Raw genomic sequence first — 19,328 nt, 5'->3', positions numbered from 1 at the left:
GTCAGTCGGCCCTTGTCGCTAGTCCTGGGTAGTCGAGGATCAAGCCGGAGTCGTCGTATTCGAGGGTGGCCTCGAAGTCGAACCTGGGCGCGCGGTAGTCGTAGCGCTGGGCGGTGGTGTCGGCGAGGCGGCGGTAGTGCTGGTTCAGGCGGGTGACGGTGAGGTCGGTCGCGTCCACGTAGACCGCAGGGGCGTCGGCGGCGTCGCCGACGGCCAGGCCGAGGCGGTGCACCGGCAGGGCGTTGGTGAAGGCCGAGGCCGCCAAGTCCACGTCGAGACATCCGTCCAGTTCGGGGGCGTGCACGCCGTCGACCTGCCAGCGGCCCAGTCCGTCGGTCTGCACGGTGATCGCGTGCCGGGCGCCGGGGTAGCGGCCGGTGATCTGGGCCGAGCGGGTGCGCCAATCGCTGTCGATCCGCAGGCGGTAGTCGATCGCCCAGGTCTGGCCGTCCTCGACGGCGGTCGCACAGCCCTCGACGACGAGCCCGCGCTCGCCGTCGCGGAAGTAGGCCACCTCGAATCCGGTACGCGCGCCGTGCTGCCGCCACGCGGCCGAGGACGGCAGCGGCGCGAAGACCATCAGAACCCGCGAATGCGATCGGGCGCCACACGCACGGGCACCGCGTAGTCGGCGAAGAACTCGGCCTCGGTCATCGCGATCTCGACGAAACCCTGCGTGTACTTGCGCGAGTACGCCGCGATCTCGGCGTCGGTCGCCGCCTCGCCCACCCGGGCCGACCCGGTGAACACCGCGAAATCGCCGCCGCTGGCGGTGCTGTTGAGATTCAGCGAGACGCGCGGGTCGGCGGCGATATTGCGCAGCTTCGGGGTGCCGGGCTGGGTGAACAGGAGAAACTCCCCGTTCTGCCAGAGGAACCAGACCGGATTGGGCTGGGGCGTCCCGCTCGGGGCGACGGTGGTCAACCAGACGACATGATCGCCTGCCAGCCGCTGCGCGACCTTGGCGCCGAAGGTGGTGCTTTCGTCGAGAACGGACACGATGTGCTCCTCACGGTGAACGATCGGTTCGGTCTGCGCAACGTCGCCTACATTCTCGCCATTCCCGTCGGCGCACACCTTCAACCCCGCAGCTCATCCGCCCTGCCCACCGGTCCGCCGCCGGGCAATTTAGGCTAACCTATCTTCGGCGAGTTGCCGCGAACAGGTCGAGAGGCGAGAAGTGATGACGGTGCAGGTAGCGCCGCCGCCGGGGGCGGAGTCGGGCAACCGGCCGCCCAAGGCGGTCGCGAAGGCGAAGAAGCAGCAGGAAGCGCAGGCGCGCAAGGAGATCCTCGCGCCGGTATCGGGCATGCTCACGGTCGCGAGCCTGATCGTCGCGGTCGCCTCGATCTGCGCGGTCGTGCCGTTTTTGCTGATCGTGCAGGCCTGCCGCGAACTGCTCGAATCCCCGGTCGACACCGATCGCGTGTGGTGGCTGTTCGGCGCCGCCGTCGCGGTGCTGCTGGTGCGCGCGTTCCTGCAGGTCGTGGTGCTGATCTGGTCGCACGCGGTGGACGCGGGGTATCAGCTCAGCCTGCGCCGCGCGCTGGCCGCCAAGCTCACCCGGGTGCCGCTGGGCTGGTTCGGCGAGCGCAGCTCAGGCGAGGTCAAGACCTACCTGCGCGACGACGTCGAGGCCCTGCACTACCTGGTCGCCCACGCCCGGCTCGAGTTCGTCGGCGCGGTGGTGGTGCCGGTGGTGACGCTGGGCTACCTGTTCACCGTCGACTGGCGGCTCACCCTGGTCCTGCTCATCCCGCTGCTCGCCTACGTGCGCTTGTTCGGCCGGATCATGGACCGCGACGGCCGCGACCGCGTCGCCGTCTACACCCGCTGGGAGCAGCGCACCTCGCAGGCCGCCATCGAATTCGTCGACGGCATCCAGGTGGTGCGCGCGTTCGGCCAGGCGGGCAAGGCGCATCGCGAATTCCAGGACTCGGTCGACGGTCTGGTGCGTTCGGCGCACAAGATGAAGATGCCGATCATCCGCGTGCAGGCCGCCTCCGACATCGTCGTCGCGCCCGTGTTCGTGATGCTGGTCGTGGTGGTCGGCGGGCTGGCCGGGGTCGGCCTCGGCTGGGTCCAGCCGCTGGACATGCTGCCGTTCGTGCTGGTCGGCTTGGGTATCGGCAGCTCGCTGCTCGGCCTGGGCTACGGCTCGCAGGCCCTGCGCGCCGGTGGCGCCGCCGCCCTGCGCCTGCATGAATTGCAGCAGACCGCCGAACTCGAACAGGCCCCGGACACCGCCTCGCCGACCGATGGCGAGTCCGGCGTGGTCCGCTTCGAGGGCGTGCGGTTCGGCTACCGCACCGACCACGACGTGCTGCGCGGTCTCGACCTGGAACTGCGCCCCGGCACCATCACCGCCCTGGTCGGCCCGAGCGGCTCGGGCAAGTCGACCCTGGCCAAGCTGCTGCCCCGCTTCTACGACGTGGGCGCGGGCCGGATCACCATCGGCGGCCGTGACATCCGCGAATACGGCAGCGAGGAGCTGTATCGCACGGTCGGTTTCGTCTTCCAGGATGTGCGCCTGATCCGTGGTTCGATCCGCGAGAACCTGGCGCTGGCCCGCCCCGACGCCGACGACGCCGCCCTCGAGCGCGCCGCCCGCGCCGCCCAGATCCACGACCGCATCGTGGCCCTGCCGCGCGGCTACGACTCCGAGATCGGCGTCGACGCCATCCTCTCCGGCGGTGAGGCCCAGCGCCTCTCGATCGCGCGCGCCCTGCTCGCCGACACCCCGGTGCTCGTGCTGGACGAGGCCACCGCCTTCGCCGACCCGGAATCGGAAGCCGCCGTGCAGGACGCGCTGGCCGCGCTCGTCGCCGGTCGCACCGTGCTGGTGATCGCGCACCGCCTGCACACCATCACCGGGGTCGACCGCATCCTGGTGCTGGAGAACGGAACCCTCGTCGAACAGGGCCCCCACGCCGATCTGGTCGGTGCCGGTGGGCTCTATCAGCGGCTCTGGGAGATCAACGAGGCCGCGCTCGGCACGCTCGCCCTGGTGGAGGACGCACGATGATTCGCAAGGTATTCCGGCTGGTTCCCGCCGAATTCGGGCCGCTGGTCCCCAAGCTGCTCGCCGCCATCGTGTTGCAGGCGCTGTGCCAGGCCGCCGCCTACCTGCTGCTGGTCCCGGTGCTCGAATCGCTCATCGACGACGACCTGAGCAGCGCCTGGCTGTGGGCGCTGGGTATGGCCGTCGCCGTGGGCGGGCTGATCGTGTTCGGTTATGCGCAGGCCGTGCTCGGCCTGCGCATCGGTCTCGGCATGCAGTCCGGCCTGCAGACCCGCCTCGGTGACAAGCTCAACGCGCTGCCGCTGGGCTGGTTCGAGGGCCGCGACGCCGGACCGCTCTCGCGCGTGGTGGTCGAGCAGGTGCGCGAGATGCAGGGCCTGATCGCCTACCTGCTCACCAAGGTGCTCACCGGCGTCATCGTGCCGGTGGCCGTGGCGCTGGGCATGCTGTTCATCGACTGGCGCGTCGGTCTGGCCATGCTGCTCGCCGCGCCGGTGCTCTACCTGGTGAACAACCTCGCCAATCGCGCCTACACCGGCGCCGACGCCCGGCTGCACGACGCGGCGGCCGAAGCCGATTCGCGCGTGGTCGAATTCGCGCAGGCCCAGCCGGTGCTGCGCGCGTTCGGCGCGGTGGGCGCGGGCAACAAGAAGCTGGATTCCGCGCTGGTGCGGCACCGTTCGGCGATCATGCGGATGATGGTGGCCACCGTGCCCGGCCTGGTGGTGTTCGCGCTGTTCGTGCAGGCCGTGTTCCTGGTGCTGGTGTACATCGCGGTGGTGCAGGTGACCGACGGCTCGATCTCGGCCGCCGTCGCCATCGCGCTGATCGCGGTGAGCTCGCGCTTCATCGAACCGGTCAACCAGGCCGCCCAGCTGGGCAGCGCCCTGCGCTCGGCCGCCGCGGCCGCCGACCGCATCACCGACCTGCTCGACGAGCCGACCCTGCCCGAGGCCACCGAGGCCGTCACCCCCGGTGCGCCCGCTGTGGTGTTCGACGAGGTCAGCTTCGGTTACCGCCCCGGCGAACCAGTGCTGTCGGACCTGTCGTTCACGGTGCCCGCGGGCACCACCACGGCCATCGTCGGCCCCAGCGGTTCGGGCAAGACCACCCTGCTGCGCCTGGCCGCCCGGTTCTACGACGTGGAGTCCGGCACGGTCTCGGTCGGTGAGCACGATGTGCGCGCCCAGCCCTCGGAGACGCTGCTGGGCCAGATGTCGCTGGTGTTCCAGAACGTCTACCTGTTCAACCGCTCGGTCGCCGAGAACATCCGCATCGGCAACCCCGAGGCCACCGACGAGGAGCTGGGCCGCGCGGCCATGGCGGCGCGCGTCGACGAGATCGTCGACCGCCTGCCCGAGGGCTTCGACACCCAGGTCGGCGAGGGTGGCGCGTCGCTATCCGGCGGTGAGCGCCAACGTGTTTCGATCGCCCGCGCCCTGCTCAAGGACGCGCCGATCGTGCTGCTCGACGAGGCCACCAGCGCCCTCGACCCGCACAGCGAAGCGGTGGTCGTTCGTGGCATCCACGAATTGACCAGGGACAAAACGGTTCTCGTCGTCGCCCACCGCCTGGCCACCATCGCCCACGCCGACCAGATCCTGTTCCTCGACGGCGGTCGCATCGTCGAACGCGGCACCCACGCCGAACTCCTCGCCGCCGACGGCCGCTACGCCGCCTTCTGGAACGAACGCGAGCGCGCCACCGGCTGGCGCCTGGAACCGGTCCCGGCCTGACCTCGAACCCCCAGCGGCCCCGTGGATTCCGATCCGCGGGGCCGCTGCGCGTCGTCTATCATCCGCCCGATGAGATGAGCGGACGCCCGGTCCGTCGGGAGGGGAATGATGTATCTGGAGACCGATTTCGCGACTGTGTCCGAGGACGCGACCCGGGACGAGGTGGTCGAGTTGATCGAATCGCTCGGGGACGGACAGCATTCGATGGCGATCCTCGGGACGGCGGACGAGGTGTACATCCAGACCTCGTATCTGCCGGGCACCGACGAGTTCGGGCTGGACTACCGCGATGGCGACGCGGCGCACCACTACGCCGTCACCGTGCCGACGAACGAGCTGGTGCTGGCGGCGTTCATGAGCTATCTGGCGGGCAACGATCGCTGGCGCACCATGGTCGCGTGGGAGCGGGACACCCACTACGAGCAGGACTGAGTCAGCCGGGGATCGGTCCGCCGGTGATGCCGGGGTGGGTGGCTGCGGCGGTGGGGATGGCGGAGTGGTCGCCGGTGAGGAAGGGGGTGAGGATGTCGTTGGTGGCGTGCTGGGTGGCGTCCGGGCCGCGGGTGCCGCCGAGCAGGTGGGTGACGGCGAAACGGGCGGGGGCGGCGAGGAAGTGGGGGACGTCGGTGAAGCTGTAGTGGTCGGCGTCGGCGAGCTCGTAGCGGAAGCCGGGGGCGGTGAGGTGGTCGAGGAGGGCGGCGTTGCCGTCGAGGTAGCGCTGGGAGTGGCCGGTGTCGGCGTGGTCGCTCTCGAGTAGCAGGACCGGGCGGGTCAGGGTGTGGTCGGGGAGTGCGCCGTAGAGGGTGCCGTCGATATTGGCCGCGGCGCGCAGGCGGGGGTCGGCGTCGAGGGCGGCCAGGGCGGTGGCGCCGCCGAGGGAGTGGCCGGTGGCGGTGATCGTCGCGGTGTCGAGGTGGGTGGCCAGCAGGCCGATCGTCTCGGGACGGTCGAGCTGGTCGAGGACGAATCGCAGGTCGGCCGTGCGGGTTTCGAGGCGTTCGGTCATGAAGCGCAGGCCGTCGGGGTCGTCGGCGGGGAAGTGTTCGACGGTGGTGGCGACGGTGCCGTCGGCCAGTTCGGTGACCCCGGATTCGTAGGGGTGGTCGATGGCGAGGACGACGAATCCGCGGCTGGCCAGATCGGTGAGCAGGCCGGTGTAGAAGGCGCGGGGAGCGCCGTAGCCGGGGGAGAACAGGACCACCGGCCAGCGGGTGCGTTCGCCGGAGACCGGTGCCTGCGCGGTCGCGTGGGTGTCGATCCGCCAGGACTCGCGCAGCAGGAACCCGGGAATCTGGCTGACCCGCCCGGGCAACGCGTCGAGCCCGTCGAGATACCTCCACTGCCTGCCGGACCCGACCGTCGTCGGATACCAGGCCTGCACCACCACATTGCGCCGGTCATCGGCCTCGGTCGCGGGTTCGCCGCGCGACTCGTCGACCCACCGGAAGATCTCCGACCCCACCGCGTACGGCCCGCTCGGCGTGGTCAACGAGGGCGCGGGCGGCACCGCCCACGGCACGATCGACACCGCCGCGAGCACCCCGAGCCCCGTCCGCGCGACCACCCGGCGTCGCGGCGGATCGGCATCGGTGAGCACATAACCCAGCATCAGCACGATCAGCAGATACACCGGCCACATATGCCAATACCCACCGACCGCCCACTGCATCACGGCCCCGACCCCCAACAGCGCCAGCACCAGCGGCGCCACCTTCCGCCCCGCGGCCGGAAACGCGATCAACACCACCGCGAACACCACCGCGGACCCCCACAACACCGCGTCGATCGCCGACACCCGGCCCCCGTTCGGAATGATCGGCTCGCGCGGTGGGCATCCGCGCGACTGTCCCGACCAGCCTGCCCGACCATCACCCCGGCGCGCGTCGCCGTCAGGGGGGATTCGGGGTCACTCCCAGGGATGACCCGGCGTCGTCCGCCCTCGGGGACATCCCCGGGGTCGGTGTGCTATCTCAGACCGCCTATCTACCTGACCAGCCCAACTAGGTGCCCAGGCCGACGACTTCGACGAGTTCAGCGAGCTCCATCTCCGAAACCTGGAATAGCGGAAGGGTGCCAGTACCGCCTCGCCCCACTCCGGGGCAACAGGAGGCGCTGGCGCGTGCGTTCGGATGCCCGCGGGCGGTCTACAACTACGTGATCCACACCCGCGAGCAGGACCGGCGGGAGGGGGGTGTCGTATCCGAAGGACGCGGACCTGTCGAAGCGGCCGAGCAGCCTCGTGGGAGAGCGGTTGGCCCACTTCTACGAGGCGGGATTGTTCTGGCCCTTGTACGGAGTGAGAATACCGAAATGCTTTGGTAGTCCTTGTCCGCCAACATAATCCAGCCACCGATGACCAGCTCGGTCGCGATCTTCCTGCTACCTCACAACGGGGCGGCAGGGAAGTCGGGGTGGTTCACTACACGGACAGAGACCGATTGGCCGAGTGACTACCGGCCCATAGACCACCGGCAGGAAGGACGGGCGGTTCGACGCCCTGGTCGACCTCCTGGACCGGGCGGCGACGGCGTCACCGCCGGATTCATAGATTCCGATCGGGCGATATAGACTCGGCCGGGAGGGGGAGCGGACTCAATGATGTTGTCTGACGGTGTATTTGCCTGCAGCAAGGAGGCACCGGCAGGGCCGGATGCTGGAGTGACACGGGGGCGGCGTGGCTGATCTGTCGGTCGAGCTGTCGAGTCTCACAGGATTCACCACAGATCTCGGGGAGCTGGTGACCTGCTCGGCTTCCAACGTCGCACGCCTGCTACCGGCGGTAGCACTACCTGATGGGGCGACGGGACTGCTGGCGACGCTCGCACCGTCGCTGGAGAAGTTCCGCAGCGCAGCAGGCGCGGTACTCGATACCGAGGCGGCCGTCATCGGCGACTTCCGCTCGGGTCTGGCCACGGTCGTGTCTCGGTTCGGGTCCACCGACGAAGCCAATGCGGCCGCGATCTCCGCTGTCTCGAACGACCTCGGTTCCGACAGTGGCCGGTTCGCTGTCGGCGCGGGCCAGTATGCGAGCCGATTCGGTGGGCTACAACTTCCGAGTCTTCCCGCAGTGTCGGAGAACGAGTGCACCGTCCGTCAGCTGGTCGAATCGGCGATCGGACTCGTCTCTGTCTACGACGACCGCCCGGGGCGCGGCGATCGGTGTCAAGCCGACGGCCGACCTGTTGTCGGTGCTCGCGGCGGACTGGGAATCACTGCAGGCAATCGGCAAGCGGATCGGCCTGCTCGGTATCAACGACTACGTCACGTCGGAAAACCTTGCCGGCGGGGCGAGGTGGCTGCAGGGCAGTTGGTCCGGCGCGGTCGCGGAGTCGTATTGTGTGAGCTCGAACAACCTCGGGCAGACAGTGGCGGCAAGGAGCCTCGACTTCGAGTCGGTGTCCAAGATTGTCGAGAACGGTGGTACCTACCTCGAACGCCAGGTCTACAACCAAGCGGCAGACCTGTGTCAAAAAATACTGCAGCCGATGACCTTTCTCGGCGCAACATTCCCGCTCGGTGCATGGGCCCCACACATAAACAACCCGATCCGCGGTGAGATGCGATCAGAGATCGTTGCATCACTGGCTGCGCTCGAAGCTTCAGTTGCTCTGCGTCAGCAGCAGATTCAGGAAACTGTGGACAAGATTTCTGTGGCACTGGACTATGCCCCAGGGCGATCGATACCTGCGTTCAATGTCAGTGAGTTCGATCTCCCGGAGAAGATCGCGGTAGACCTGAGTGCCCGGAAGTTCGGGTACGGTGACAACATGTGGTGGGAGGACCGCGTTGATTCTCTGTTCTGACTTTGTGACCATCTTCGGTGCCGGGCACCTTGTGAACGGGGGGTCATAGATGGCTGGTGACATTCCTCCGATGCCACCCACGCCGCCAACGGATCCGGGGCAGGGCGCGCACGGTTCGCAGCCGCTGTGGGCCAGGTATGACGATTTGCAGTTCTTCGACCAGATGATCTTCGCCACTGCCGCTGCTGATGCAGCCGGGATGACAAACGCCGCGGACCACCTTGAGCACTACCTCGCGAATACAGGAACGGATTTGCAGCTCGACCCGGACAGGATCATGCACGACGAGCCCGCCCTGAAACTCCACTTCGACAACATGATAACCGTCAATGTGCGGAATATCGCCAGGCGAATCGGTGGTATCACGACCGAGAACTCAATCTCGGCATCATTCCAGCTGGAGTGGAAAGAGTACGAATTTCTGGACCGAGACTGGTATCTGGCGATCGGTGCGGTCGAAACCACAGCTTGTGGGGCGGTCAGGATTGAGAAGCTGGGCGAGGGGGATGCGGAGTATCGTATAGATCTGGATTATCAGTGCCACTTGTTCGATCGATACAACTGGGATGGTGAGAAAAATACCGAGATCGCTGGATTCAACTGGACCGACCGTGAACTGGGGGCCCTGCATACGGCAGGTTTGGCGAAGGAGTTCGACATGATCGGTTCGTCTACAGTCAAGCGATACGTAGGAGAGCTGCCTTCGGTCGGCGACCTGAGCTTGCCTGCGCCGAGTGGTAGGGGGACTCCTCGATGACACCTGCTGAGGTCGGTGTGCAGACTGCCCGACGCGGCCGATGGCTGGTATGGGTGGCGTCGGCACTGGGGTTGTGTCTGCTGATCTCGCTCGGAGTTTTCGGGTGCGACCGCGCAGTCGACCACACCATCGACCGGATGATGGTGCCCGATGTCGAGGAATCAACCAGTCCGGAGTTGTTGCGAGAGGCAACACAGTACGGTGACTGGGTCCTACCGACGAGCGCTGAAGTTCTGCTGGTCCAGCGCGAAATAATTCGCGATCGAAAATACCGGATCGCGGTCAAGACATCCCCCTCCGATCTCGCCGCAATGCTGGAGCAGTCTCGATTCCCGATCGCTCTCGGTCTCCGCCAGCCACCCTATTCCGTGAAGACGATCGCCGGGCCGCCTCTGGATACCTCGCCCCGGGTGGAACGAGGCCAGGAAGCATGGTTCACATCGGCAGCGGGAAAGGTGATGATTCGCGAGGTCACGGTCGACTTGCGTGACGAAACCACGCGGATCGTCCACCTGGAGTTCCGGGGCGTCTAGCTAAACGTCGCGAATGACGACCCGGTGCCCGCACAGCTTCTGCCAGTCGTCGCGGTCTGAGGTGAGGACCAGTGCGGGAGCCGGTGCGCGTAGGGCCATCGCCGCGACGAGGGCGTCGATCGCGTACTTGTGTCCGTGGAGGCCGCCTGCGTCGCGGAGCAGCTCGACCGCGAGCAGTGCGTCGTCCTGGGTCGCGGGTTCGACTCGTATTCGGGAGAGGAACCACGCGAGACGCGCGGAGTCGGTCTTGCCGTACACCGACTCCACGATGGTCAGAGTCGATACCCGAACGGGTATACCTGCGCGCCGGGACGCCTCGATACGTGCGGTCATGGCGCGGTCCTGCTTCAGCAGCAGGGAGAAGGCTTGGGAATCCAGGACGACGGAGCGAGTCGCAGGCTCCTTCACGCCGCGCCCTGGTCCGCGACACCGTTGTCGCCGAACATGTCCTGAGAAGCCGCAGCGATCTCGGCCTCGGTCAGTGGCTCGTGTGTGGCTTCGAACTCCGTGACTATCTCCGCGAGCCCGTCCATCTCGAGCTGATGCCGAACGGCGTCGGTGATGTAGGCCGAGACGCCCCGCCGCCCTGCGCGATCGCGGACGGCGGTGAGGACGTCGGTCGGCATGGACACCGACACGTTGGCGGTAGAGCCGGTGCGGGGATTGGTCATGCCCGCAATTGTACGACAACATTTATTACACTGTGTGCGTCACTTCCAGTACGCGCGGGCCTTGATGGCGGTCTTGGGGAGGGTGTGGACGGTGCGGAAGGTCTTCACGATCGAGCGGGTGGTGGCGCCGTCGCAGGCGATCCAGGCGTAGGTGCCGGGGACGCAGGTGATCTCCTGGGCCGCCTCGCGCAACAGCCGTCCGTCGTCGACGCGGGGCAGCCAGGTCACCTCGTGGTTGGCGTGCGCGTGCACCGGCAGGGTCGGGTCGGAGTCGTACTGCGATTCCAGCCACACCCGGGCGGTGGCCTCGGGGATCGCGTCGAGCAGCGCGTTGATCGCCGGGAGGGAGGCGGTGTCGCCGAAGATGACGTAGTCGCTCTGGTCGGTGTCGGGGTGTGAGGCGTCCATGCCGAGCGAGCTCGCTTCCAGCGTGTCGCCGACTTCGGCGCGCGCGGCCCACTGGCTGGCCGGGCCGCCGTGCAGGGCGAATTCGATGTCGAAGCGGTCGGTCTCGGGGTCCTGGTTGATCAGGGTGTAGCCGCGGTGGTGCAGCTTGTCGCTCTCGGCATCGGGAATCCAGATGCGGATGAACTGGGTCGGGTGGGCGGGGTGCTCGGCGAGGACGCCGTCGCCTTCGAATCCGATGCGCAGGTACTTGTCGGTGATCGATTCCACCGAGGTGACGCGCAGCTTGTAGTTGTCGGCGCGCCAGACCTTCATGATCAGGCCATTGGTTCCTTTACCCATGTTGTGAGGGTAGCCTAACCAACGGGGTTTGTCGCGACCCGGGCGCCGGAAAAGACGGCGGCCCGGCCCTCGCGCGTCGCGGGGTGCCGGGCCGCCGTGGCCTGGTGTGAAATCAGCAGGACAGCGACGCGTAGTACGCGATGGTGCACTGCGACTCGGAGGTGAGCTTCCAGGTGCCGTCGACATCGACCCAGCTGGCCGCGATCGGCGGGAAGGTGCCGAAGCCGGGCACGGTGACGAGCAGGTCGGCGTAGGTGTAGGAGCCCTCGGTGTAGGCGTTGGTGACATTCCACGCGAAGCCGGGGACCGAGGCCATCACGCCACCGATCTGATCCATCAGCGGCAGACCGGCCTCGCCGTTCTCCAGCTCGTTGGCGCGGGTGCCGCGGTCGGCGCCGGTGTTGAGCACCAGCTGCAGCTTGGCCTGGAGCTGACCGGCGCTCGGGGCGGGGGTGGTGCGAACGATCGACGGCGCGGCCAGGGCCGGAGCGGCGGTCGCGAGCGTGCCTGCGGTGCCGAGGATCGCGGCGGCGGTGAGGGCGAACGCGGCCGTGGTGGCGCGAACCTTGTTCTTGATCATTTTCGAGGGTCCCATCGTTCTGTGTCTGATGCTGCTCGTCTGTGATTTCACCACGGTGACTAGCATCGGTGCCCAATATAAGGTAAGCCTATGCAAACATGTAAGAGTGCCCCCCGCTTCGGGCGCTCAAACGGTTGAAAATGGGAGAACTCGGTGGACAGACTTCTGGTGGTCGGTGCAGGCCCCAAGGCCATGGCGGTCGCGGCCAAGGCGCACGTACTGCGGCAGCTGGGTTTGCCCGCACCCGAGGTCGTCGTGATCGAATCCCATGCGGTGGGCGGTAATTGGCTGCCCACCGGCGGCTGGACCGACGGCCAGCACCGGCTGGGCACCAGCCCGGAGAAGGACGTGGGCTTCCCGTACCACTCGTCCTGGGCGCGCGGACACAACCGCGCCATCAACGAGGCGATGATGGGCTTCAGCTGGACCTCGTTCCTGGTCGAGCGCGGCGGCTACGCCGAGTGGGTCGACCGCGGCAGGCCCAGCCCGCACCACCACGTGTGGGCCAAGTACCTGCAGTGGGTGGCGCGCAAGTCCGGCGTCGAGGTGGTGCACGGCACCGTGCGCACCATCTCCGCCGCCGCGCAGGGCTGGGAGGTGCTGGTGGTCGACGCCGACGGCGCCGAGAGCAGGCTGCAGTCCGACGCGCTGATGATCACCGGCCCCGGCAACAGCGGCCGCGCCCTCGCCGATCACCCGAAGATGCTCTCCATCGCGGAGTTCTGGGACCTGGTCGGGCGCCGTGAGCTGCCCTCGACCTCGCGCGCCGCGGTCATCGGCGGCGGCGAGACCGCGGGCTCGGCCATGGACGAACTCGTGCGCCACGATGTGCTCACCGTCTCGGTGATCTCGCCCGCGGCCACCATCTACACCCGCGGCGAGAGCTACTTCGAGAACTCCCTCTACAGCGACCCGGGCAAGTGGCGCGCGCTGAGCATCGAGGAGCGCCGGGATGTGGTGCGCCGCACCGACCGTGGCGTGTTCTCGGTGCGGGTGCAGGAGAACCTGCTGGGCGACAGCCGGGTGCATCACCTGCAGGGCCGCGTGGTCCGCGTCGGTGGTGACGGCGAGGGCATCGAGCTCACCCTGCGCAACGAGCGCCGCCCCGACGCCACGCACACCTTCGACCTGGTGGTCGACGCCACCGGCGGCCAGCCGCTGTGGTTCCTGGAGATGTTCGACTCCGACGCCGCCGACCTGGTCGAGCTGGCGATCGGTGGCCCGATCGACCGCACCCGGCTCGAGGCGGCCATCGGCCACGACCTCGCGGTGAGCGGCATGGAGGCCAAGCTGTTCCTGCCGAACATGGCGGGCATGGCCCAGGGCCCCGGTTTCCCGAACCTCAGCTGCCTGGGCGAGCTATCGGATCGGGTGCTCGCGGAGTCCTCGGTGCGCTCGGGTGCGGCGATGAGGGCCGCCGCTGAGCTGCACAAAGCGCTAGGATAGGCTAGCCTTACTAATTCGGAAAGATGAGGTTCGGTTCATGCGTATCGTGTCGTTCGGCTTCCAGACCTGGGGCCGTAAAACCCTGCAGGCTCTGATCGATTCGGAGCACGAGGTCGTGCTCGCGGTCAGCCATCCGGCCAGCGAGGATTCCTACAAGGGGATCTGGTCGGACTCGGTCGAGGAGCTGGCGCGCGAGCACGGTATCCCGGTCCATCTGACCGAATCGGCCGACGCCGAGACCATCGACCTGGTCAAGCGCGCCGAGCCCGACGTGATCGTGGTCAACAGCTGGTACACCTGGATGCCCGCCGAGCTCTACAACATGCCGCGCTACGGCACGCTGAACCTGCACGACTCGCTGCTGCCCAAGTTCACCGGCTTCTCGCCGGTGCTGTGGGCGCTGATCAGCGGCGAGTCCGAGTTCGGCCTCACCGTGCACCGGATGGACGAGCAGCTCGACACCGGCGACATCCTGGTGCAGCACCGCCTGCCCATCGGCCCCACCGCCACCGGCACCGAGCTGGTGCTGGCTGGCATGGAACTCATCCCCGGCGCGGTCGCCGAGGGCCTGGCCGCGCTCGAGTCCGGCACCGCGCAGTGGCGTCCGCAGGACAAGACCGAGCGCACCTACTTCCACAAGCGCTCCGACCGCGACAGCCGCATCGACTGGACCTGGGACGCGGTGGACCTGGAGCGTTTCGTGCGCGCCCTGTCCGAGCCGTACCCGCGCGCCTACAGCTACTACCGCGGCGAGCGCGTCGAGGTGCTGGCGGCCAAGATCTCCGAGGCCTGCTACGGCGGCACCAACGGTCGCGTGATCGTGCAGGAGGACGGCGGCGCGGTGGTCAGCGGCCCGAACCCGGTGCGGGGCAAGAACCGCGGCCTGGTGATCACCCGCGTGCGCACCGCCGACGGTGTCGAGCACGACGGTGCCGCGTTCTTCCGGCGCGGTGGGTACCTCACCGACTCCGCGGAGTAGTCATGACGACCGTCGCTCACCCCGTCAGCCGGGTGCCCGCCGTGGAGATCGGGGCCGAGTCCCGGCCGGGGCGGGTCCCGCTCGCACCGGGGCAGCGGCGGGCCTGGTTCCTGCAGACCCGGGATCTCTCCGACGCCTCGCTCAATGTCGCGGTGAGCTACCGGCTCACCGGGGCGCTGGATCCGCGGCGGCTGCGCGCGGCGGTGGCGGCGGTCGCCGATCGGCACCGGATCCTGTGCACCACTTACGGTCTCGGCGGTGACGGCGAGCCGTATCAGGTGGTCGATCCGGCGGTACTGCCGAGCTGGACCGAGCACGACCTCTCCGAACTGTCCGCGCGCAGCCGCGAGCGGCGCGTCGCCGTGCTGCTGCGCCGGGCGGTCGGGGCGCCGTTCGATCTCGCGACGCGGGCGCCGCTGCGGGTCACGCTCATCCGCACCGGCCCGAGCGAATTCGTGTTCTCGCTGGTGGCGCACACCATCGCCTGGGACGAGGAGTCGGCGTCGATCTTCGCCACCGCGCTGTCGACGGCGTACGCGAGCCCGGCGGCCGTCGTCGCGGACGCGTCCGGCCCCGGCGCGGGGAACGCGACCGGCCGCGAGCCTGCCCGGTCGGCCGGGACCGGTGTCGCTGAGCTGTCGCTCGAGACCGCTGCCGCTGACGAGTCGGCCTGCGCCGTCGCCGAGACCGGCGTGGAGCAGGCCCGGCGCGCGGTGGCGTCGACCCTCGGCACGCCGCGCACAGGCGCGCTGCCGGATTCGGGAGCGATCGAAGAGGCGCTGGGATACTGGCGCCGGACCCTCGACGTGCTGCCCGACGCGCTGGAACTTCCCGGCCGCCCGCGGTTCGCGCGGGCCGAGCCGGGACGCGGCCGCCGGGCAGGCGCGCAGCTCCCCGCCGAATTGCGCACCAGGGTGGGCGAATTCGCGGACGAGCAGGGCGTGTCGTCGTTCGCGGTGCTCTTCGCCGCCTGGCAGGCCGTGGTCTATCGGTACACCGGTGCGTCCGAGTTCCTGGTCGCCGCCCCGGTCACGACCAGGGCCGCCGACGCCGACGAGCAGATCGGCTACTACGGCAATACCGTCGTGCTGCGCGGTTCCTGTTCCGCCGCGGACAGTTTCGCCGATCTGGTCGCCGCCTCCGAGGTCACCTGCGCCGGGGCCTTCGCCCACGGCGGCGTCGGCATCGATGACGTGGTGCGCGCGGTCAACCCGAACCGCACCGGCGGTCGCGACGGCTTCGAGGTCATCACCCAGCTGGGCTTCGCTGTCCGTTCCGAGCCCGCGCCGCTGCGCCTCGACGGCGTCACCGCGACCCGCCTCGACGACGAAGCGGGCCGTGCCCCCCTGCCCTTGCGCCTGACCATCGTGCACGGTGCCGACGGCGCCCGCCTGGAAGCCGAATACACCACCGACCGTCTGGAACCGGCCCTGGTCGACCGGCTGCTGCGGCACTACCGGCACCTGCTCGACCACGCGCTGTCCACCCCGGCCACCTGCCTGGGCGATCTCGAACTCGTCGACGCCGACGAGCGCGCCCGGCTGCTGGATCTCTCGCGCGGCGAACTCGTCCCGACCCCGCCCACCACCCTGGTGCGGCTGTTCGAGGATCAGGTGCGCGCCCGCCCGGACGCCCTCGCCCTGCTGGCCCCCGGCCGCGACCGCACCGCCGACCGCCCGCTCACCTACCGCGAGCTCGACCTGCGCGCGAATCGCCTGGCGCACTGGCTGATCGGGCAGGGCATCGGCACCGAGGACATTGTCGGCCTGCGCTCGAGCACCTCGGTGGAGTTCATCGTCGCGGTGCTGGCCGTGCTCAAGGCCGGTGGCGCCTACCTGCCGATCGACCCCGCCTACCCCGACGAGCGCATTGCCTTCCTCGACGCCGACGCGGGTGCGCGCCTGGTCCTCGGCCCCGTCGAGCTGGCCGCCGCCGAGGAAACCGCGCTGCACCTGCCCGCACACCCGCCCACCGACGCCGAGCGGGTGCGGCCGCTGCGCCCGGATAACCTGGCCTACCTCGTCTACACCTCCGGGTCGACCGGCAAGCCCAAGGGCGTCCCGGTGCCGCACGCGGCCATCGCCGAGCATCTGATCGGGTTCTGCGCGCAGTGGGATCTCACCGCCGAGGACCGGGTGCTGCAGTCGTCGTCGGTGAGCTTCGACGCCTCGCTGCTCGACATCTTCGTCACCCTCACCGTGGGTGCCTGCCTGGTGGTGCCCAAGCCCGACGCCTTCGGCGACATCGCGCACATCGCCGAGCTCATCTCGCGCAGCGCGATCACCGTGCTGCACATGGTGCCCTCCACGCTGAGCACCTTCCTGCTGCTGCCCGAAGTGAGCGAATGGGGTGCGCTGCGCCATGTTCCGGTGGGTGGCGAGGCGCTGACCGGGGAGGTCGCCGACCGGTTCGCCGGGGTGTTCGACGCCGAACTGCGTAATCACTACGGCCCGACCGAGGCCGTGGTCTGCGCGACGCACATGCCCGTCGTCGGCCCGCAGGGGCCGGGGACGGTGCCGATCGGCATCCCCAACCGCAATGTGTACGCCTACGTCCTCGACGCGCGGCTCGGGCTGGTGCCCGACGGCGTGGTCGGCGAGATCTACCTGGGCGGTGCGCAATTGGCGCGCGGCTATCACGAGCGCCCGGCCCTGGCCGCGCAGCGATTCGTGGCCGATCCGTTCCGGCCCGGCGCCCGGCTGTACCGCACGGGCGATCTGGCGCGGCGGAACGATTCCGGCGCACTGGAATTCGTCGGTCGTGCCGACGAGCAGGTGAAGGTGCGCGGATTCCGGATCGAACCGGCCGAGGTGGAGGCCGCGCTGGCCGGTCATCCCGCGGTCGGGCAGTGCGCCGTGGTGGCCTCGGCCGACCCCGCGCTGGGCACCGTGCTGGCCGCCTACGTGGTGCCCGCCCCCGGCGCGTCACTCGACCTCGCGGCCCTGCGCGCGCATGTCGCGGCCACGCTGCCCGACTACATGGTGCCCGCCGAATTCGTGGTGCTGGACGCGCTGCCGCTCACCGAACACGGCAAGCTCGACCGGCACGCCCTGCCCGCCGCGCTGCGCGCCGGGTCCGGGACCCACCGCGCCCCCGCCACCGAAACCGAGATCCGCCTGGCCGCCCTGTTCGCCCAGCTCTTCGGCCGCACCGAGATCAGCGCCCAGGACTCCTTCTTCGAACTCGGCGGCCACTCCCTGCTGGCCGCGGGCCTGGTCGCCCGCATCCGCGCCGAATTCGGGGTAGACATCGACGTCCGCGTCCCCTTCGACACCCCCACCGTCGCTGGCCTGGCCGCCCTCATCGAATCCCGCCCACCCGCCCGCATCCCTCTCCCGCCCTTGCGTCGCAACCCCGGCCCCGACCCGGCCCCCCTGACCCAAGCCCAGCGCACCCGCTGGAACCGCTTCCGCTCCCTGGAACTCGCCGGGCGAAGCGAAGCCGTCGGCCGGGCCGACGTGGACTCGGCCGACGAGGGCGCGGGAAATGTGTCGCTCGCGGCGCGGCTCGACGGGCGCCTCGACGTCGAAGCTCTGCGGCACGCCGTCGCTGAAGTCGTTGGCAGGCACGATATTCTGCGCACGATCTTCCTCGAGACCGATGGCGAGCCGACCCCGTCGGTGTCGGCCGAGCCGGTCGCGGTCACCGTCCGCACGACCGCAGGTCCCACGCAGCTGGCCGCGGCGACCACCGCTGCCGCACGCCAGTCCTTCGACCCCCGGGTCGCGCCGCCGATCGACATCCGGATCCTGGTGGCGGACAAGCGCTCCCACGTCCTGGTCCTCACCGCCCACGAACTGATCGCCGACCACCGCTCCCTCCACCTCCTCCTCGCCGAAACCGCCGTCGCCTACCGCGCCCGCGTCGCCGACGCCGAACCCCAGTGGCCCCCAGCCGAATTCGACTTCGCCGATGTCGCCCGCTGGGAACACGAAGCCGCCGACGCCCTCGCCGCCCAGCGTGACTACTGGCGCGCGGCGCTGTCCGGCACCCCGGCCGCCACCGGCCCGGCACCGGACCTGTTCACCTCACCCATGCCGACTACCGGTCGCGACATCGGCGTAGGTGCAACCAGCTCGGGTGCCGGTCGTCGTCCCGGTGTGACCGGGCATCTCGCCCGATTCCCCGTTCCCGCGCAGTTGCGGCAGCGGTTGCGGGTGCTGGCGGAATCCGCCGGTGCCTCGGAATTCATGCTGTACCAGGCCGCTGTCCTCACCCTGCTGCACAAGCTCGGGGCCGGGACGGATCTCGTGGTCGGTGCCGCGGTGGGTGGACGCGGAGAGGCGATGGCGGCGGGGGTCGTCGGGCCGCTGACCGGCATTGTCGCGCTGCGCACCAATCTGCGCGGCAATCCGTCGCTGCGTTCGGTGCTGGACCGGGCGCGGGCGACCGCGCTGGCCGGGTACGGCCATCAGGACGTGGCGCGCGATGCCATCGACGGCGCCGACAGTTACGCCACCACACTGCACTTCAGCGAGCAGGATCGCGCGGCGGCACCGCACTTCGGCGCGGGTCTCACCGCCACCGTGCTGCCGCCCGCGTTCGACGGCGCCCTGCGCGCGGTCGGTTTCGGTTTCACCGCGGATCGCGACGGCGGATTCGCCGCCACGGTCACCCTCAACGCCGACCACTACCTCCGCGACACCGCCCACCTGTTCGCCCGCCGCATGCTGCGCGTCCTCGGCGCCTTCGCCGACACCCCCGACCTGACCCTGGCCGACCTCGACGTCATGCCCGCCGAGGAGCGCAGGCGAGTTCTCGGCGAATGGTCCTGCGGCGTAGAGGTTTCCGACACCCCGGCCATCGCCGACCTCCTCGACCGCGCCCACACCTACCCCTCGGCCCGCCCGGCCCTCCGCTGCGGCACCGAAACTCTCGACTACGGCACAGTCTGCGAACGCCTCACCAGCGCCCGCGCCCAGCGCCTGAGCGCCACGGTCGACGCACACTCCGCCACGGCGACCGCCGGTGATCAGCGTGTGGACCCAGCGGCCGAAGCCCCCCGCGCCGCCGCTCGTGGCCAGCGGCCAGACTCCACGGTCGACACTCCACTC

At 69.3% G+C, this 19,328-nt stretch carries 17 protein-coding genes; 10 read left to right on the top strand and 7 right to left on the bottom strand.

What is annotated here, in order from left to right:
- Nucleotide 1: 1 nt before the first annotated feature.
- Entirely contained in the window at nucleotides 2-580 is a 579-nt protein-coding gene (locus WA675_RS22985; RefSeq protein ID WP_336086954.1) for a putative glycolipid-binding domain-containing protein, read from the bottom strand.
- Nucleotides 580-999 carry a TIGR03667 family PPOX class F420-dependent oxidoreductase gene (locus tag WA675_RS22980; protein WP_336086953.1) on the bottom strand — a complete coding sequence of 140 codons (420 nt, stop codon included), beginning with the start codon at nucleotides 997-999 and terminating at the stop codon, nucleotides 580-582. Before WA675_RS22980 ends, WA675_RS22985 begins: the two co-directional genes overlap by 1 nt.
- Before the next feature lie 184 nt (nucleotides 1,000-1,183).
- On the opposite strand from WA675_RS22980, the gene WA675_RS22975 reads away from it, so the two are divergent.
- The 3 genes from WA675_RS22975 to WA675_RS22965 all read left to right on the top strand — a co-directional run bounded on the left by WA675_RS22975 (nucleotide 1,184) and on the right by WA675_RS22965 (nucleotide 5,190).
- Nucleotides 1,184-3,025, top strand: a complete 1,842-nt coding sequence (locus WA675_RS22975) for an ABC transporter ATP-binding protein (protein WP_336086952.1) — start codon at nucleotides 1,184-1,186, stop codon at nucleotides 3,023-3,025.
- Nucleotides 3,022-4,758: an ABC transporter ATP-binding protein gene (locus WA675_RS22970; protein ID WP_336086951.1), complete on the top strand. Its 1,737-nt coding sequence runs from the start codon at nucleotides 3,022-3,024 to the stop codon at nucleotides 4,756-4,758. Before WA675_RS22975 ends, WA675_RS22970 begins: the two co-directional genes overlap by 4 nt.
- A 105-nt stretch (nucleotides 4,759-4,863) precedes the next feature.
- Nucleotides 4,864-5,190 (top strand): hypothetical protein, encoded by a 327-nt coding sequence (locus WA675_RS22965; protein ID WP_336086950.1) that lies wholly within the window; start codon nucleotides 4,864-4,866, stop codon nucleotides 5,188-5,190.
- Nucleotide 5,191: 1 nt separating this feature from the next.
- On the opposite strand, the gene WA675_RS22960 is transcribed toward WA675_RS22965, so the two are convergent.
- On the bottom strand, nucleotides 5,192-6,553 hold the full coding sequence (locus WA675_RS22960; protein ID WP_336086949.1) for an alpha/beta hydrolase family protein: 1,362 nt from the start codon (nucleotides 6,551-6,553) through the stop codon (nucleotides 5,192-5,194).
- Nucleotides 6,554-6,762: 209 nt separating this feature from the next.
- Between WA675_RS22960 and WA675_RS27445 the strand changes: the two genes are divergently transcribed.
- From WA675_RS27445 to WA675_RS22945, 4 genes are all read left to right on the top strand, one after another.
- Nucleotides 6,763-7,080 (top strand): helix-turn-helix domain-containing protein, encoded by a 318-nt coding sequence (locus WA675_RS27445; RefSeq protein WP_442945700.1) that lies wholly within the window; start codon nucleotides 6,763-6,765, stop codon nucleotides 7,078-7,080.
- Between the two features lie 671 nt (nucleotides 7,081-7,751).
- The gene (locus tag WA675_RS22955) at nucleotides 7,752-8,561 is read left to right on the top strand and encodes a hypothetical protein (protein WP_336086947.1); all 810 of its coding nucleotides are present in this window, start codon (nucleotides 7,752-7,754) and stop codon (nucleotides 8,559-8,561) included.
- A 49-nt stretch (nucleotides 8,562-8,610) separates the two neighbouring features.
- Entirely contained in the window at nucleotides 8,611-9,318 is a 708-nt protein-coding gene (locus WA675_RS22950) for a hypothetical protein (RefSeq protein WP_336086945.1), read from the top strand.
- Entirely contained in the window at nucleotides 9,315-9,851 is a 537-nt protein-coding gene (locus tag WA675_RS22945; RefSeq protein WP_336086944.1) for a hypothetical protein, read from the top strand. The genes WA675_RS22950 and WA675_RS22945 overlap by 4 nt, the downstream gene beginning before the upstream one ends.
- On the opposite strand, the gene WA675_RS22940 is transcribed toward WA675_RS22945, so the two are convergent.
- The 4 genes from WA675_RS22940 to WA675_RS22925 form a co-directional block, all read right to left on the bottom strand.
- Nucleotides 9,852-10,259: a type II toxin-antitoxin system VapC family toxin gene (locus WA675_RS22940; protein ID WP_336086943.1), complete on the bottom strand. Its 408-nt coding sequence runs from the start codon at nucleotides 10,257-10,259 to the stop codon at nucleotides 9,852-9,854.
- A complete protein-coding gene (locus WA675_RS22935) occupies nucleotides 10,256-10,522 on the bottom strand; it encodes a hypothetical protein (protein WP_336086942.1) in 267 nt (88 codons plus the stop codon). Before WA675_RS22935 ends, WA675_RS22940 begins: the two co-directional genes overlap by 4 nt.
- A gap of 39 nt (nucleotides 10,523-10,561) precedes the next feature.
- On the bottom strand, nucleotides 10,562-11,269 hold the full coding sequence (locus WA675_RS22930) for a siderophore-interacting protein (protein WP_336086941.1): 708 nt from the start codon (nucleotides 11,267-11,269) through the stop codon (nucleotides 10,562-10,564).
- A gap of 112 nt (nucleotides 11,270-11,381) precedes the next feature.
- Nucleotides 11,382-11,864: a hypothetical protein gene (locus WA675_RS22925; protein ID WP_336086940.1), complete on the bottom strand. Its 483-nt coding sequence runs from the start codon at nucleotides 11,862-11,864 to the stop codon at nucleotides 11,382-11,384.
- A gap of 138 nt (nucleotides 11,865-12,002) precedes the next feature.
- Here WA675_RS22925 and WA675_RS22920 point away from each other — a divergent pair, with 138 nt between their 5' ends.
- The 3 genes from WA675_RS22920 to WA675_RS22910 form a co-directional block, all read left to right on the top strand.
- Complete coding sequence (locus WA675_RS22920) at nucleotides 12,003-13,295, top strand: SidA/IucD/PvdA family monooxygenase (protein WP_336086939.1); 1,293 nt, start codon at nucleotides 12,003-12,005, stop codon at nucleotides 13,293-13,295.
- Nucleotides 13,296-13,332: 37 nt separating this feature from the next.
- On the top strand, nucleotides 13,333-14,274 hold the full coding sequence (locus WA675_RS22915) for a methionyl-tRNA formyltransferase (protein ID WP_336086938.1): 942 nt from the start codon (nucleotides 13,333-13,335) through the stop codon (nucleotides 14,272-14,274).
- A gap of 2 nt (nucleotides 14,275-14,276) precedes the next feature.
- A partial coding sequence (locus WA675_RS22910) for an amino acid adenylation domain-containing protein (protein WP_336086937.1) occupies nucleotides 14,277-19,328 on the top strand: 5,052 nt, incomplete at its 3' end.

It is taken from the genome of Nocardia sp. SSK8 (assembly GCF_037034205.1).
Classification (GTDB): Bacteria; Actinomycetota; Actinomycetes; order Mycobacteriales; family Mycobacteriaceae; genus Nocardia.
Note: the sequence above shows the minus strand (reverse complement) of the source record. Positions and strands in the feature narration are given on the sequence as shown.

Coding starts and splice junctions, on each gene's coding strand:
- WA675_RS22985 (WP_336086954.1), bottom strand. CDS start 580: ATGGTCTTCGCGCCGCTGCCGTCCTCGGCCGCGTGGCGGCAGCACGGC.
- WA675_RS22975 (WP_336086952.1), top strand. CDS start 1,184: ATGACGGTGCAGGTAGCGCCGCCGCCGGGGGCGGAGTCGGGCAACCGG.
- WA675_RS22970 (WP_336086951.1), top strand. CDS start 3,022: ATGATTCGCAAGGTATTCCGGCTGGTTCCCGCCGAATTCGGGCCGCTG.
- WA675_RS22965 (WP_336086950.1), top strand. CDS start 4,864: ATGATGTATCTGGAGACCGATTTCGCGACTGTGTCCGAGGACGCGACC.
- WA675_RS22950 (WP_336086945.1), top strand. CDS start 8,611: ATGGCTGGTGACATTCCTCCGATGCCACCCACGCCGCCAACGGATCCG.
- WA675_RS22945 (WP_336086944.1), top strand. CDS start 9,315: ATGACACCTGCTGAGGTCGGTGTGCAGACTGCCCGACGCGGCCGATGG.
- WA675_RS22935 (WP_336086942.1), bottom strand. CDS start 10,522: ATGACCAATCCCCGCACCGGCTCTACCGCCAACGTGTCGGTGTCCATG.
- WA675_RS22930 (WP_336086941.1), bottom strand. CDS start 11,269: ATGGGTAAAGGAACCAATGGCCTGATCATGAAGGTCTGGCGCGCCGAC.
- WA675_RS22925 (WP_336086940.1), bottom strand. CDS start 11,864: ATGGGACCCTCGAAAATGATCAAGAACAAGGTTCGCGCCACCACGGCC.
- WA675_RS22915 (WP_336086938.1), top strand. CDS start 13,333: ATGCGTATCGTGTCGTTCGGCTTCCAGACCTGGGGCCGTAAAACCCTG.